This window comes from Parageobacillus galactosidasius, assembly GCF_002217735.1.
Lineage (GTDB): Bacteria > Bacillota > Bacilli > Bacillales > Anoxybacillaceae > Parageobacillus_B > Parageobacillus_B toebii.
In genome coordinates, this window is record NZ_NDYL01000002.1 from 327,827 (window position 1) to 341,154 (window position 13,328).

16 protein-coding genes and 4 pseudogenes are annotated in these 13,328 nt (G+C 38.0%); 5 read left to right on the forward strand and 15 right to left on the reverse strand.

Features of this window, described 5'->3' with window-relative positions; translation table 11 throughout:
• Positions 1–49 precede the first annotated feature (49 nt).
• From B9L23_RS10920 to B9L23_RS10935, 5 genes and pseudogenes are all read right to left on the reverse strand, one after another.
• Complete coding sequence (locus tag B9L23_RS10920; RefSeq protein ID WP_042536259.1) at positions 50–322, reverse strand: hypothetical protein; 273 nt, start codon at positions 320–322, stop codon at positions 50–52.
• A gap of 367 nt (positions 323–689) precedes the next feature.
• Positions 690–1,967: a cell wall-binding repeat-containing protein gene (locus tag B9L23_RS10925; RefSeq protein WP_425439791.1), complete on the reverse strand. Its 1,278-nt coding sequence runs from the start codon at positions 1,965–1,967 to the stop codon at positions 690–692.
• Between the two features lie 201 nt (positions 1,968–2,168).
• A complete protein-coding gene (locus B9L23_RS10930) occupies positions 2,169–2,375 on the reverse strand; it encodes a capping complex subunit for YIEGIA (RefSeq protein ID WP_089097647.1) in 207 nt (68 codons plus the stop codon).
• On the reverse strand, positions 2,376–2,507 hold the full coding sequence (locus B9L23_RS21385) for a hypothetical protein (protein WP_281255488.1): 132 nt from the start codon (positions 2,505–2,507) through the stop codon (positions 2,376–2,378).
• A gap of 10 nt (positions 2,508–2,517) precedes the next feature.
• A pseudogene (locus B9L23_RS10935) lies at positions 2,518–3,285 on the reverse strand (YIEGIA domain-containing protein).
• A gap of 214 nt (positions 3,286–3,499) precedes the next feature.
• On the opposite strand from B9L23_RS10935, the gene B9L23_RS21835 reads away from it, so the two are divergent.
• On the forward strand, positions 3,500–3,838 hold the full coding sequence (locus B9L23_RS21835) for a four-helix bundle copper-binding protein (RefSeq protein WP_483874399.1): 339 nt from the start codon (positions 3,500–3,502) through the stop codon (positions 3,836–3,838).
• Between the two features lie 109 nt (positions 3,839–3,947).
• Positions 3,948–4,097, forward strand: a complete 150-nt coding sequence (locus B9L23_RS21840; RefSeq protein WP_473965190.1) for a four-helix bundle copper-binding protein — start codon at positions 3,948–3,950, stop codon at positions 4,095–4,097.
• 16 nt (positions 4,098–4,113) lie between these two features.
• Here B9L23_RS21840 and B9L23_RS10945 read toward each other — a convergent pair whose 3' ends face one another.
• On the reverse strand, positions 4,114–4,659 hold the full coding sequence (locus B9L23_RS10945; protein ID WP_089097649.1) for a hypothetical protein: 546 nt from the start codon (positions 4,657–4,659) through the stop codon (positions 4,114–4,116).
• Positions 4,660–5,102: 443 nt separating this feature from the next.
• Between B9L23_RS10945 and B9L23_RS10950 the strand changes: the two genes are divergently transcribed.
• Complete coding sequence (locus B9L23_RS10950; RefSeq protein ID WP_089097650.1) at positions 5,103–6,065, forward strand: multicopper oxidase family protein; 963 nt, start codon at positions 5,103–5,105, stop codon at positions 6,063–6,065.
• Between the two features lie 644 nt (positions 6,066–6,709).
• Here B9L23_RS10950 and B9L23_RS10960 read toward each other — a convergent pair.
• The 9 genes and pseudogenes from B9L23_RS10960 to B9L23_RS10995 all read right to left on the reverse strand — a co-directional run.
• A pseudogene (locus B9L23_RS10960) lies at positions 6,710–7,039 on the reverse strand (IS110 family transposase); the annotation flags it as partial.
• Positions 7,040–7,169: 130 nt separating this feature from the next.
• Positions 7,170–7,880, reverse strand: a complete 711-nt coding sequence (locus B9L23_RS10965; RefSeq protein ID WP_089097652.1) for a phospholipase A2 family protein — start codon at positions 7,878–7,880, stop codon at positions 7,170–7,172.
• Positions 7,881–8,142: 262 nt separating this feature from the next.
• Positions 8,143–8,424: a hypothetical protein gene (locus B9L23_RS10970; RefSeq protein ID WP_062678850.1), complete on the reverse strand. Its 282-nt coding sequence runs from the start codon at positions 8,422–8,424 to the stop codon at positions 8,143–8,145.
• Between the two features lie 133 nt (positions 8,425–8,557).
• A pseudogene (locus B9L23_RS20065) lies at positions 8,558–8,791 on the reverse strand (transposase); the annotation flags it as partial.
• A gap of 558 nt (positions 8,792–9,349) precedes the next feature.
• The gene (locus B9L23_RS10980) at positions 9,350–9,634 is read right to left on the reverse strand and encodes a glutaredoxin family protein (protein ID WP_089097654.1); all 285 of its coding nucleotides are present in this window, start codon (positions 9,632–9,634) and stop codon (positions 9,350–9,352) included.
• Between the two features lie 66 nt (positions 9,635–9,700).
• A complete protein-coding gene (locus tag B9L23_RS10985) occupies positions 9,701–9,949 on the reverse strand; it encodes a hypothetical protein (protein ID WP_089097655.1) in 249 nt (82 codons plus the stop codon).
• A gap of 5 nt (positions 9,950–9,954) precedes the next feature.
• Positions 9,955–10,119, reverse strand: a complete 165-nt coding sequence (locus tag B9L23_RS10990) for a YvrJ family protein (protein ID WP_089097656.1) — start codon at positions 10,117–10,119, stop codon at positions 9,955–9,957.
• A gap of 72 nt (positions 10,120–10,191) precedes the next feature.
• Entirely contained in the window at positions 10,192–10,347 is a 156-nt protein-coding gene (locus B9L23_RS20455; protein WP_161939248.1) for a hypothetical protein, read from the reverse strand.
• Positions 10,348–10,356: 9 nt separating this feature from the next.
• Positions 10,357–11,773 (reverse strand): annotated as a pseudogene (locus tag B9L23_RS10995) (FAD-binding protein); the annotation flags it as partial.
• A gap of 160 nt (positions 11,774–11,933) precedes the next feature.
• Between B9L23_RS10995 and B9L23_RS11000 the strand changes: the two are divergent.
• Positions 11,934–12,794 carry an oxidoreductase gene (locus B9L23_RS11000; protein WP_089097657.1) on the forward strand — a complete coding sequence of 287 codons (861 nt, stop codon included), beginning with the start codon at positions 11,934–11,936 and terminating at the stop codon, positions 12,792–12,794.
• A 48-nt stretch (positions 12,795–12,842) separates the two neighbouring features.
• Positions 12,843–13,265, forward strand: coding sequence for an arsenate reductase (thioredoxin) (gene arsC, locus B9L23_RS11005; RefSeq protein ID WP_062754587.1), 423 nt, complete (start codon positions 12,843–12,845; stop codon positions 13,263–13,265).
• Positions 13,266–13,328 lie beyond the last annotated feature (63 nt).

Consider the following 13,328-nt stretch of genomic DNA (forward strand, 5'->3'; position numbering starts at 1 on the left):
CACCGTAGTTTTAAGCCTACAGTGCTTAAATATATTTGATTAAACCTTGCTACATCATATGATTGTTCATATGTCCTTGTTTCATCATTTGTTGATTCACTCTGTCATAATTCATCATATGTTTCATCATTTTATTTCCATTACTTCGACACTGTTCGTACATTTTTTGTAATTGTTCCTCTGATAAATTTGGATGCATTTGTTTCATCATTGGCAACATTTCTTTCCAATCATTATTATCATTTTTATTTGCTGCAAAAACAGCTGTAGCTAATACAAAAGCTGAAACAAGGACGAACAAACCTGAAATAAGTTTTTTCATTTTCAACACCTCCATCCTTTTCTGGTTTTAGAATAAAGGAAAAGTATGGAGAAAGTGTTCATAAACATTTACAAATTTTTGTCGCGAATTATCATTTAGTAATTAGATATTTTGAAAAATCGATTATAATTTCTAATGGTTTTGTCATCATAATCATACTTTGTTGCTTACATGTTTCTTAAACAACGTGAATCATTACAAATTAACTTGTAGAAGTTGTCTGTGATGATATGCGAATAATTCAAAAACCTTTGATGTTAGTTGAATGCCATATGTTTGCATCGTCATATTAATACCACGAGTTTCAAAAATAAAAAACAGCTTGCTCGGCTTGCAAGCTGTTTTGCGTATATAGATTTACGTGCTTCTAATGCCCTGCATGTCCTTCTCCGGTTGCGGGAACAATTTCGAGCTTTTCATCGATGATTCCTTGTGTTTGATAAGAGATGGAACGGAATGTACCAGATAAAAATGCGTGGTTATACGGTCCCACTGTTGGATCATCCGTAAAAGTTGGTTTTAAACGGGCTAAAAATTCGTATACGTCCTTTGTTAATGTCCCATTCTCTAGCCATATTAAAGGTGCGTGTTTTCCTAGATGGGAAAACGGTGCAGCCGCAATCGCTAGTTCAGGGGTTTTCGTTGAAATAAATGATACGCCATGTCCCGGATCATTTAGCCCCCAACCAAACTTCGTTTTTTCATCTTTGTAGGTAGCAAAAGAAACGGATTGTTGCACCGGTGTATCGCCCGCTATTCGGACAACAGTGCCAAATGATTTTAGTTCGTTTTCCACTTCTTTAGAGATTACTGATTCGGGACCTAAAAGATATATATTTGCTTTTCCTTTTCTTTGCTGTAACGCCTCTTTTGTTGGCTGTGGAATTTCATTCGAAGAGACGTACAGTAACGGTTCTTCCATGTGTGCAATCCAATTGGCGGCTGTGAGAGTGTACAATTTCGCCTTATCTTCCAAAGAACCAATAATCACACTTTGTGGAGTCTTACCGGCAATGTCGCTGTAAAATTGGTCAATTTCTTTCGCAAACGCAGCTGGATCTGTTTCACTAATTTGTTTTATCTTAAAATTCTTTAATTTATCTAGTTCGCTTTTCTTGAGATTTCCCATCACTATGATTTGCGTACCGTCAGCTGTGCCTAAAGGTTGAAGACGGTTTATTTCCTTTAAGACGGCATCCGGTATTTTTTGATCTTTTGTAAATAAAACAGGACCGTTGTTCGGATGATGAATTAAGTCTACACTAGCCAATGCCATTTGCCAGTTTTCAACAGGCACTAAGATAATTCCGCCGGGCTGGTTTTCTTTATGAGTGGCAGGCCAAACCGTTTGTGAAACCATGACGGATAATTTGATGGGATCATCTGTGTTTATACGGGTAACGTTTTTCGTTGCTGTTATCATGATGTTTTGGTTCGCTAAACGGTTGAAAGAACTCGGTGGCTTCGCGAACTCCATTTCATTTGTTTTGTTATCTTTGTCTTTATCATTGGAGGACATATCCATATCTTCATGATTCATATTTGCATGATCCATCTGATTATGGTCATTGTTTTGATTGTTACATCCGGTAATGATAAAGATAGGTAGCACAGCTACTAGGACTCCCCTAAGTAATTTACTGATCATGTGTAATCCTCCCTATGTAAATATTGATATATCAACGGCTGTAGCCGTTTCAGGGGTATCAAAAAAATATTTTTCGACACTATTCCCCTTTTTTCCATTTCCTTTCTTGTCTTTATCTCTGTTCACTAGAAACCTCTGTATTAATGCAGTTTATCGATCTATTCAAAATCACTGCCTTTTATTTTAGTATCCTCCTTGTTAAGTTCTGTATACCATATAATCCCCGCATTTTAGTTGTGTCACATCCGCTTTCATACTTTTAGCGATGTCTTGAGTAATTTGCTTTTGTTCTTCTTCATCGGTTGCGAGTAAAGCCAAAACATTTCCGCTTATAACACGATTTTGATTTAACGTAATATAAGCCAGTATTTCATAATTTGGTTTTGGATTTGTTTCTTTGCCCATTTATTTTCCTCCTAACCAATTGGTTTTCATCACGGAATGGCTCTTTTTTACACTTTCAAGTAAAGGCGTTTTCTTTATTTCTTCAATAAATGCATCTTTCCTTCGAACAAGCGGAACTAATGTAACAACCACACGCCCTTGTTCATAATCCTTGCGTGTAAAGTTTATACCGTTTCACACCAACAGCTCTTGTTGCTTCAAAAAGGATGGCTTGTCTTTGACCAAAGTGATCTAATGTAATACGAAAATGTTCTTCACGGGGATAATTAACCGCTGCGATCCCCTCTTTCCGGTAAAGTTCTCTTGCATTATCCGTTCCTAACTGGTTCGTAACATAAATACCGTCAACAAACAGTTCCCCCCCTGACTTCTACTTTACCTAATTTAACATCCGCATATCTCCGAACGTTTTCCCTTTAGAAAAACGCTTCAATATAAACAAGACGGCTAACCCAGATAATGAACCGATTAAAATATTCACCCATTGTATCATATAGGACACAAATTGTATTGTTATGCCCGTAACTAAGGCGACAACCAACGCAAAATAATTTCTTGCTTCAAAGGTCTTCGCAATCCCGTCTATGTAAGCATCTCCTCTTGGAGTAAATTCGGTATTCTCCAAGTCCTTTAAACAGTCCCGTTCTGCCTTCCGAACATCCCTAAATTGCTGTATGGCTAATGCTAGAAAGGTTACTGCAACAAAATTTTTCGTCATAATCGCCGGAATAGCTACTGCACCTATGGCTGCGGCTACAAATCCAGTCACCAAATGGATTAAATATCCGTTGGGGTAGCTGGGATACTGCCGATAATCTTCTTTAATGGTTATAAGACGAGCAAAAAAACCTACAACCAACGCTGTTATCATAAGAACCAAATGTTCCGATGAAATAACATCGTTTTTCATAAAAAACTCCTAAAAGAGCTTTTATTATTTTCTTTAGACATCCGCAAAATTATTCTTTAGGATAACATACCAAAAAGGCACAACTTAGCGTGTACCTTTTGGTAAAGTCTTTTATGCTTAATTTTTAGGCTTATGCCTTGGTGACAGGATATTCGCACAATGAATACTTTATCAGCGTAGGATATTAAAGGAGATGATAATGGATTCACAAATGATGGTGTCGCCAAGCACACATAAAACTCTTCAAGATTGTACAACTATGTGTCAAAAGACGTTCGATATATTGTTAAGTCACCAAGATGTTCATTTTAGAAAGAATCAACTGAAACTGCTTCTTGATTCTGCAACCATTTGTGAAATATGTGCAAAGTTTATGGATCGCTGTAGTATATTAATTAAGTCATTACGCGAATATTGTGCTTATGTTTGCGAAGTCTGTGGGAATGAATGTTTAAGGCATCCAGACCAAGAATCTCAAATGTGTGGACGTATGTGCTTGAATTGCGCTAGAAAATGCCGTGCTTTTGCAATGCAACTTGGCGGAGGAATGTGAGTCTCAGTTGGAATTTTGAGGTTGGTAAAAATACAGAAAGAAGTAAAAATTAAAGGAAGGAAATAAATTTGTCAAGGGTACCGGATTCCTCATTTCAGCCAAATCAAGCTTGTATAGTATAGATAGCTGTGTTAAATGTATACAGGCTTGTGAAGAGTGTTTAAATTCTTGTTTAAAAGAACCAGATGTACCAGCCAAGATGCATTGTATATCATTATTGCGTGATTGCATTGATATATGCGTTTGCCTTTTTTCATAGCTTCCCCTTAAAGCTATTATATCTTCTTATGGTCAAGGATTAAGACCAAACCTACAAATACACCTACTAGCCATCCTGCTAATTGAATTTGATGGCCAATTAGGAAAAGCATATTATGTGCTTCATCAATGTCAGGATGAACACGATGCCAAAACCAGTCGGTGACAATTCCTACTAACACCAGTCCCAATCCCATTAGAAGAAAGGCGGTTCGTAAGAGATATTTGCTATGTTGTATATAAGCCCAAATGAAAACAAATGGAGTGATGAAAAGTATGGGAACACCCACTTCAGGCTGAATCCAAAACAGTAATGCACCCACAAAAATCCCTATATAGGAAAACCAATACACTTTCTTTTTAAACGCACCCGTTAAAATGATCGTTCCAAGCATAACCACAATTGAAACATTCATCACTAAATGGGCTGGAACATAAGTAAGTCCTAATTTCAGAGTTCCCATATGTTCTCCCCAATCCCAAAACCATCCGATTAAACCCACTATATAACTAATCAAAAAGACAATGGAAATATTTTTTTGCTGTTCGATTGGTGTAGACATAAAATCCCCCTTACCCATCCCTAATTTAAATCTTGTGAGAAATACAATATAAATTTTATGTCAACACCAGTTGAAAATTCCCCAAAAACTCCGTTTTAAGTTTTAAAATTCTTCGGTTTCACCACTTCTATCAGTTGTGTATGAGTTGTTTTAAGCTGATATTTAGTTATGATTATGGATGTATTTCAAACTTATCGATGCCATGCCCCCCTTTAAAACATCAGTGAGGGGGCTTTTTCATTCTGAAAATGTATATTTTTTTATCCATAAACTCCCTATTTTCAAATTTTAAAGCAATATAATAAAAATCTCGGCAACGCCTTCACAGCATCCGCCAAATTATTGTAACGGAATTTGCTCATCTACAGAGAGTAAAACGACTATCGGCACATTTAGTAACATATATTGAAATTGTAATACCTTTTCTAGAGGGGGATGTCGAAATGTATGATTACATTACAAGAAACCCTCAAACTCCCATTGTGACTCCCAATGTGAAAAATGCGCCGTTTCAAATTCTCAAAAACGGAGTCAAACGATTTCATTTGCGAGCGGAACCGGTTGTTCATGAACTAGTAAATGGAATCAAAATTCGCGGGTATGGTTACAACGGAAGTATTCCCGGTCCAACCATTCTTGTGAATCAGGGAGACTATGTTCAAATTACAGTGGAAAACCGTTTGCCTGAAGCAACATCTGTTCATTGGCATGGATTAATTGTTCCTAACCGAATGGATGGGGTGCCTGGTCCCGGGGGCAGTCCCACTATACGTCCCGGAGAAAGTTTTACGTATGAATTTCGTATACAACAAGCTGGAACTTTCATGTATCATAGTCATGTCCATGACGCAAGGCAAGAATTAATGGGGCTAGGAGGCATGCTTATTTCACGAGGTATATATGAAGAACCAGTGGATCGCGACTATGTTCTTTTACTTCAGGAATGGGCCGTGCAAACTGAGATGCATCAGCAAAATCATGATCATCAAATGAATGATCACGCTTCTAGACAATTGGCTCCAAGTATATATAATATTGACCCAATGGCCATGATGTTTAATTTTTTCACGATTAACGGCAAAGCTTATCCTGATACAACCCCTCTACTTGTTCGATATGGTGAACGCGTTCGCATTCGCCTTGGTAATTTAAGCATGGATTCTCATCCTATGCATCTTCATGGACATGACTTTATTACAACCGCAGTTGATGGCAATATAATTCCTGTTACAGCAAGACTGAAACGAAATACGATTAATGTCGCACCGGGAGAAACATGGAATATCGAATTTTTCGCAAACAACCCGGGAAATTGGGCTTTTCACTGTCATAAGCCACATCATACAACGAACATGCATTCTATAGATATGGGTGGAATGCTTACCGTTGTTCGCTATGTGCAGTGATTGGTTTATTAGATATTGTTTTGGCAATAAGCTTTTTTCAGTCAGGTACGAATTGTTATAAGTTTTTAAGTTTTAACGATATAGAAAGGCTATTGGTGGTTTTCTGTTCTGATTAGAAACATTTTTGGTGACTTGAATAAAAAAAGTCCTCTTTTGGTATGATTCGGGGGTGTCAATCCGATAAATTGCCCCCTAAAACTGCAGAATGTAGAAGTGCCTAAACAAGAGGAATATGAATGGGGAACCCCTCGAAAGAAACACTGTCGAATGGCCTCTAGCTCTATCTTTTATAAAACCCTCGGCAAATCCCATGGAAGAACCAAAGACTGAGCAGTCTTTATCAACGATACGAATCTGTACATCAGACTTAATGAAACCGCCGTATACCAAACGGTACATACGGCGATGTGAGAGAACGAGGGCCAGTCCCCATAGCCATCAAGTTAAGAATTTGATCTTTTTTCAGCGCCAAAAACATGGTATCCTTTCTAACGAAAATCATCGTTGGAAAGGATTATTTTTTGATGGCAAAAAAGATGAAGGCATGGATAAAAACGATTCGTCAACTCTTCTCCTCTGAAGAACTGACCCGTCTGGCACGGAAAGTCGGATTCATTCAGCGGCAGCGTTCATTAACAGCGGAACTCTTTGGATCGCTTCACGTGCATCGGGTTTGTCATGACGAGAGGGATGCCTTTCTCATCAAGAAAATAGGCGAGATTCAGCCAATAATGTCCCGTTGGCTCGATGCCAACGATCACCTCGGTTTTTCCAAATTCCTCCATCGCTTCCACGATGCACTGGTACAACCATTCCAACCCTTCTCTGGATTGCAGAACGGGAAACGGCTTTTTTAACACCCTCCCTCGCTCATCCACAAAGCAGGCATAATGTTTTTTCTTTGCAATATCCATCCCAACAACCAGCGTTTGATCGGTGACTTGATTAATCTTCTTGTTTGAGATAGAATTCATGTATAGTCCTCCTTGGTATCCAAATTAGGGGTCAATTCATCCGATTGACACCCCCGAATCATACCAAGAGGGCTTTTTTTATTCAAGTCCCCGAAAAAACTTCTAACAGGAATGCTCCTTTCAAGTTAAGTTAGATCACGCAGAAATACAATCGAATAAGGTAGGAAGCGGCTGTTGTATGACCACTTACGCAATCACATAGTTGTTCATCACAGCCTTCGACCGTGTCCCAATCATATCGATAACAGTAATCGTGTGATTTGCAGCATTTATCTGTTGCGTTAATATATGTTCCGTCACCACCTTTGTCAGGGTAGTTAGAACATCCCTTACCGCACCACAGATACCCCCCTGGTAAACACCCATCGGTTAACCAATCTTGGGTTTCAATTTGGTCTTTGTCGATATTTCTCTCTTCCTCAAACATCTGAACAAAGTTCGTCTCAAACTCTTCCTTAACCTCAGGTGTAAATACTCTAGAATGAGCTAGATAAAGTTCGTTGTTTTCATTGACTTCGTATGCATTTAAATATGTTTGACCATTATTTGTCTCTAGACTTAGAGAGAAGACTTTTACATCTTGGTTAGTATCATCCCTAATCACTCTAACCACAACATCTTTAGTTTTGTTTGTTAAAACGATCCCTTTTCCTTTTTTAAATGAATTTTCTTTGCGTTCCCGTTTTCCCTGGAATACGAAAGAATCTATAATATCCATACTTTCAACTTGGCTAAACTTAGGATTTTGTTTTAAAGCTTTAATTTTCTCGTTGTTAAATAATTGTTGAAGGTCATCAAAAGAATGAAATGTTTTAAATCCTTTTAATACTAAATCTGACATATTAGACTCCCCTTTCGTTTTTTATTGATCCGCGCGAATCTAATAAATAAAGTGTAATAAAAAGCATTTTTTACAACCAAAATAAAAAAAGGAGTGAAAAAATTTTTTCCACTCCTTTTGGTTTTTATTAAGTTAATAAGGATAATTTCTGGACGAACAATATAATGCTATTGGGTAATAACATTAGCGGAACTATAATTGCACATTCCATTTACGAGAGGAGTATGCCTAAAATATTGGATAGTTAATAGCTGTGATATAACTAAAATCCGTTTCCCCGAAAAAGAAATCCCATAAGCTCAATACCAATTAGATATAATGAACCAATAATAATAACAACAGTTAGTGCAGCATTTTTCAATTTTCCCTTTGGGCTCAATAAACCTAACACAAAAGATACAATAATTCCTAAAATCATGATTACTCTAATTATTGGTGCTGGAATAATTAAGCCTAAAAACACTGCCATAAAAAATGACATAAAGAAAAAGAGTAATGCTGCGGTAATTACGGTTAAAGATAATTTGGGCATAACGGCTTTCAAAAAAATCCCCTCCCGCACAATATAAGAATGTTTTAGAATTATAATTTCCCATTTCTTCAGTTAATTTCCATACATTATGTATTATATGTCGGTGTGTTGTATTTGTAAACATAAAAGTAAAAAAATTCTAAAGATACGTCACATTGGTTTCCATTTCTTTTACGGTTTGTCGCATAGAACGAATCTCAAATAATTACTGAATCAATGGAATTTTAATCAGAACGACAGGATCAATACTTGGACGACCTTTATCTTCCGAATACAAATCTTTCACTAAATCATAAATAAACGAAAAATCAATTGCTGCATCGATTTTTCGAACAAGATAATCTTGTGGTACTAACTCATCGAGAGTAACTGCCATCATCGCATGACGTTTGTTGGTATTTTATCGTTGAAGCATATTTCTCACCTCAATGCACCTTACTATTCCTCAACTATAATAAAAAAGCTTGTCGACAAGCTGCAGCGTACATTATGTTTAAAATGTACGCTTTTTTCTATATCTTCAAACAAGTTAAAATGCTTAATTAAGAGGGTATGATTTGGCCAAAACATTCCAAAGAAAGGATATCTGTCTATTAAGCGCTCATGTGGTTACTTTCGTTGAAGGACAAGAAAATAGCGAGGATCGAAAAAAGTGGAAAGTGTATATGATCAAATCAAGTTCAATCAAGGTTTCTGACGTTTTAATTTGCGTTACGATTAATTTTAAAAAGCGGCAAAAATAACGTTCCCAACAAGGGGAACTGCCATAAATCTTACGGGAATTTAGATACTCATTTCGAATTGGGTGAATCCATTGTTTTTTAGTCCTTTCTGCTTGCATTTCGGACGTTCTCGTTAGTTGTATAACCTAATTTTTCCAATAAATGAGTATTTGACCACCTACACCAAACGAGTTTCACTTTGTTATTGAAATTTGTTATAATCTTTCCGTTTGCTGTGTTACCTTTTTAGACTTAACATCATTAATTAATTCTGCTAGTAACTTTTCCCGATTAAATCCCGTAATTTTAGAAACGATAATACCATTTTCTTTTTTAATAGTAAAAGGGGTACCATACCCACCTAAAGCTTTGAATTCCCGAAAGTATTCCTCATTTTCGTGAATATCCCTTTCTTCAAATTCGATTCCTTGTCCCATTAAGAATTCTTTTTGTTTTTTGCAATATATGCAGTTTTTTGTTGAATAAACGACAATTTCCATTACAAATCCCCCCTTTTTTCTAAAATGCTCGTTACATGAAGAAAAGCATCAAAGAAAAAGCAACCTTTAAGATACATTTTTTCTATCTTTTATTCGGTCTTTTAATTCCCAAAATCCTGGCGTGGAATCGACATCGTACTCTTTGATATACTTAACTAATTTATACTTTAGTTCTTGTGCTAAATCTTCGCGTTCACTATGTTTAGTAAGGTTAAGTGACTTTCTTAATTTTAGCTCAAACAAATTAATAATTTTTTCCAATGCTTTTTCATTACTCTTAGATTCTTTAACTAATTCATATAAGAAAATAGTCATAATGTTCATTCCTTTCTAGATTCTTTAATTATTTCGCCCAGTTGAATAATGACGGTCTCTAACCTTTCAAGTTTCTTTTCAAAGCGTAAAAACAAGTAGACGGTGATTGCAATCGGAAATCCAAAATTACCTGCAATTGTGATCCATTGGGGAACCTCGACTACATTCATTTCTTAATCCTTACTCCTTATTTTCATACAGAAAAGGCACTAGGAATCGCCTAATGCCTTTTCCATGTCACATTAGCAACACTCACGATTGGATGTAGATGGGCAACATTCACGTTCCATAGTGGCTTTGTTTGCAATATCTTCGCTTTCTTTTACTTCCACAATTTGAATATCGCAGCAACCTTGCTTTTCTTTGGAATTGCCAAATATAACTTTCAAGATGTTCATGTGAATTCCCTCCTTATAGAAGAGATTGACGAAAACCTCGTCGGGATCATATTGGCGTTTTTTTTTCAAAAAACTCTTTGGCTCTTGGATAGGCTCTATGCAGTTGTTCTTTCGTTGGATACGGATAATAAGGGAGATAATAAGAACCTCGGTGATCTAAAGTAACATCAATCATCTTCCTCAAGACCTTTTGCGTCTTTTCTACTTCTTTTGCGCTTCGCCCCTGATTGATCAAGAGCACTAAGGCAAACATATCTTCTTTCGCATACGAAAGAACCGCTTGCTTGTCTTCTTCCACATACCGTATGGTGATATTCAATAAATTCAAGTCCTCTCTTTTCAGAAGTTTCCGTAAATCATCGATATAAGAAGCGAATTCATCAACAGGAACAAAATATTCTTGAAGGATTTCTGTTCTGTTCGGGTTTTCATACTCCATGAATTGGCTTTCGGAGCGCATCACGTTATTTCTAGTAATGAGGTCGCCATTTTTGCTTTGGAAATAAGCAAGCTGTGTATCCCAGAGTATTTGCTTCCCCCAATCACTGTATCGTGATAATCCTAACAAAAATTTCGGCAAGGCAATGATCGTTTCTTTTTTCAATGGTTGATATTTTTCACGAAGGGATTGGTCTTCATACAATAAATAATTGGTCACATACATTTCTTTTAAGAAAGACTCAGGAGCAGCGGAAATGCGAGCCATATGCATCCGAATGGCAGGATTGGCTCGTACTTTCTCTTTAAAATAAGAGGCATAATCTTTGTAATCTATTTTATGGGTATACATTTGGTAAAGCTCGTCATCTGTCAATTTCAGTGTAACATCTAAAATAATCCCAAATAACCCATAGCCGCCGATGACAAGATTAAATAGTTCCGGATGTTGCGTTCGGCTTACTTCAATAATAGAACCATCGGCCTGCAGCAAACGGAATGATTCCACAGAATCCAACAAAGAGCCATAGCGAATATCTCGACCGTGGACATTCACACTCAATGAACCGCCAACGGTGAAAATATTTTGCGATTGCATGACTCGTATCGCCAAACCATCAGGATTTATGTGTTGTTGGATTTTTTCCCAAGTAATTCCGCTTTGAACGCGTATCATTTTTGCTTCTGGGTGATATGCTAAGATTTTATCGTACGATTTCATGTCAATCACGATCCCACCGGGGTAATAGGTATGTCCGCCCTGGCTGTGCTGCATGCCAGCCACAGAAATTTTTTCTCCTTGTTTGGCAGCCGCTTGAATCCATTCTTGAAGAGACCGTTCATCAGTAGCCGAGCGAATTTGTTTAATCGAAGTTGGCAGCAATTTTCCCGAATCCTCGACTATCAGCGGAAGTTGTGTGTAGCGGTATACCGAAAAAGAAAAGCCAAGGATATAAACGACTACCAATATAATCCAAGATCTGTTCATCCGAACCACCTCTCTATTTGCATCGCTTCTCTTACTGAAGATACAGTTCGACCATTCGCATACAATTATCCTTCTTGAAACAAATTTCGCAAAATTTATTCCATTATTTTTATGATACAATTCCAATAGTTAGAAATAGTTAATAGCTGGAGGGAATCTTGTGGATCAGACTTCTGACAAACAACCGGTTGCGTTTGTTACAGGAGCTTCAAGCGGCTTTGGTTTGCTGACAAGTGTGGTACTTGCCGGCGAAGGCTATCGCGTGCTGGCTTCAATGAGAAACCTGAATAACAAAGGACGGCTGGAAGCGGTAGCTAAAGAAGCGGGTGTAACAGATCGAATTGAGATTGTCCAATTGGATGTGACCGATTTTTCCGCCGTGGAAACGGTGATTCAGGATGTGATTCGCCGCTACGGACGAATTGATCTGTTGGTGAACAATGCGGGTTATGCAGCGGGCGGCTTCACGGAGGAACTTGCTGTTGAAGAATGGGGGCGGCAATTTGAAACTAATTTTTTCGGCTTGGTGGCAGTAACGAAAGCTGTTTTGCCGTCGATGCGGGAACGCAGAAGCGGCAAGATTGTGAATATAAGCAGCATCAGCGGACGGATCGGCTTCCCTTCTATGGGACCTTATGTGGCATCCAAGTTTGCGGTGGAAGGATTCAGCGAGTCTTTGCGTTTAGAGATGCTGCCGTATGGCGTTCATGTAGTTTTGATTGAGCCAGGGTCCTATAAAACAGATATCTGGTCAAAAGGGTTGGGAGCGGTAACGATCCATCCGAATTCTCCTTATGCGAAAGAGATGAAGGCGATTTTGAAATATGTCAATCAGGTTGCCGACACGGCACCTGCTCCGGATGAAGTGATCCGACAGATTGTGCAAGTGGCGAAGTCTCCCTATCCGAAATTGCGGTATCCGGTTGGCAAAGGCGTGAAATTAGGAATTGTCTTGAAACATGTGCTGCCGTGGAAGTGGTGGGAGCGGATGATGACAAAACGGCTTTGGGAGGGAAAGTGATGCTGAGATTTCAGTTCAAAAACCACTCACATGAAAGAGGGATCAAAAATGGACAAAAAACTCGTTTACTTCTTATGTACAGGTAACTCCTGCCGCTCTCAAATGGCGGAAGGTTTTCTAAAAGCTTTAGGCGGAGATCAATATGAAGTCAAAAGTGCTGGTCTTGAAGCCCACGGTTTAAATCCCCGTGCTGTTCAAGTAATGAAAGAAGCAGGGGTAGATATTAGTCACCATACTTCTGACGTGATTGACCCAGAAATTTTAAGCAAAGCTGATTACATTATTACTTTGTGCGGTCACGCCAACGACAACTGCCCGGTGGTACGTAATGACAAAGCGGAAAGATGGCATTGGGGCTTTGACGATCCGGCAAAAGCCACGGGAACCGAAGAAGAAATTATGGCGAAGTTCCGTGAAGTTCGCGACTCCATAAAAAAACGCATTGAACAATTCGTTAAAGAAGGCCAATAATAAGAAGTTTATTCAATGCTTAAACAAAACCTTTAAGAAACAAAGGGAAACAGGGTTCCTTTT

Bases quoted from the DNA above. Each gene is read 5' to 3' on its own strand.
- B9L23_RS10920 (WP_042536259.1), bottom strand. From the start codon at position 322: ATGAAAAAACTTATTTCAGGTTTGTTCGTCCTTGTTTCAGCTTTTGTA.
- B9L23_RS10930 (WP_089097647.1), bottom strand. From the start codon at position 2,375: ATGGGCAAAGAAACAAATCCAAAACCAAATTATGAAATACTGGCTTAT.
- B9L23_RS21835 (WP_483874399.1), top strand. From the start codon at position 3,500: ATGGTGTCGCCAAGCACACATAAAACTCTTCAAGATTGTACAACTATG.
- B9L23_RS10945 (WP_089097649.1), bottom strand. From the start codon at position 4,659: ATGTCTACACCAATCGAACAGCAAAAAAATATTTCCATTGTCTTTTTG.
- B9L23_RS10950 (WP_089097650.1), top strand. From the start codon at position 5,103: ATGTATGATTACATTACAAGAAACCCTCAAACTCCCATTGTGACTCCC.
- B9L23_RS10965 (WP_089097652.1), bottom strand. From the start codon at position 7,880: ATGTCAGATTTAGTATTAAAAGGATTTAAAACATTTCATTCTTTTGAT.
- B9L23_RS10980 (WP_089097654.1), bottom strand. From the start codon at position 9,634: ATGGAAATTGTCGTTTATTCAACAAAAAACTGCATATATTGCAAAAAA.
- B9L23_RS10985 (WP_089097655.1), bottom strand. From the start codon at position 9,949: ATGACTATTTTCTTATATGAATTAGTTAAAGAATCTAAGAGTAATGAA.
- B9L23_RS10990 (WP_089097656.1), bottom strand. From the start codon at position 10,119: ATGAATGTAGTCGAGGTTCCCCAATGGATCACAATTGCAGGTAATTTT.
- B9L23_RS20455 (WP_161939248.1), bottom strand. From the start codon at position 10,347: ATGAACATCTTGAAAGTTATATTTGGCAATTCCAAAGAAAAGCAAGGT.
- arsC (WP_062754587.1), top strand. From the start codon at position 12,843: ATGGACAAAAAACTCGTTTACTTCTTATGTACAGGTAACTCCTGCCGC.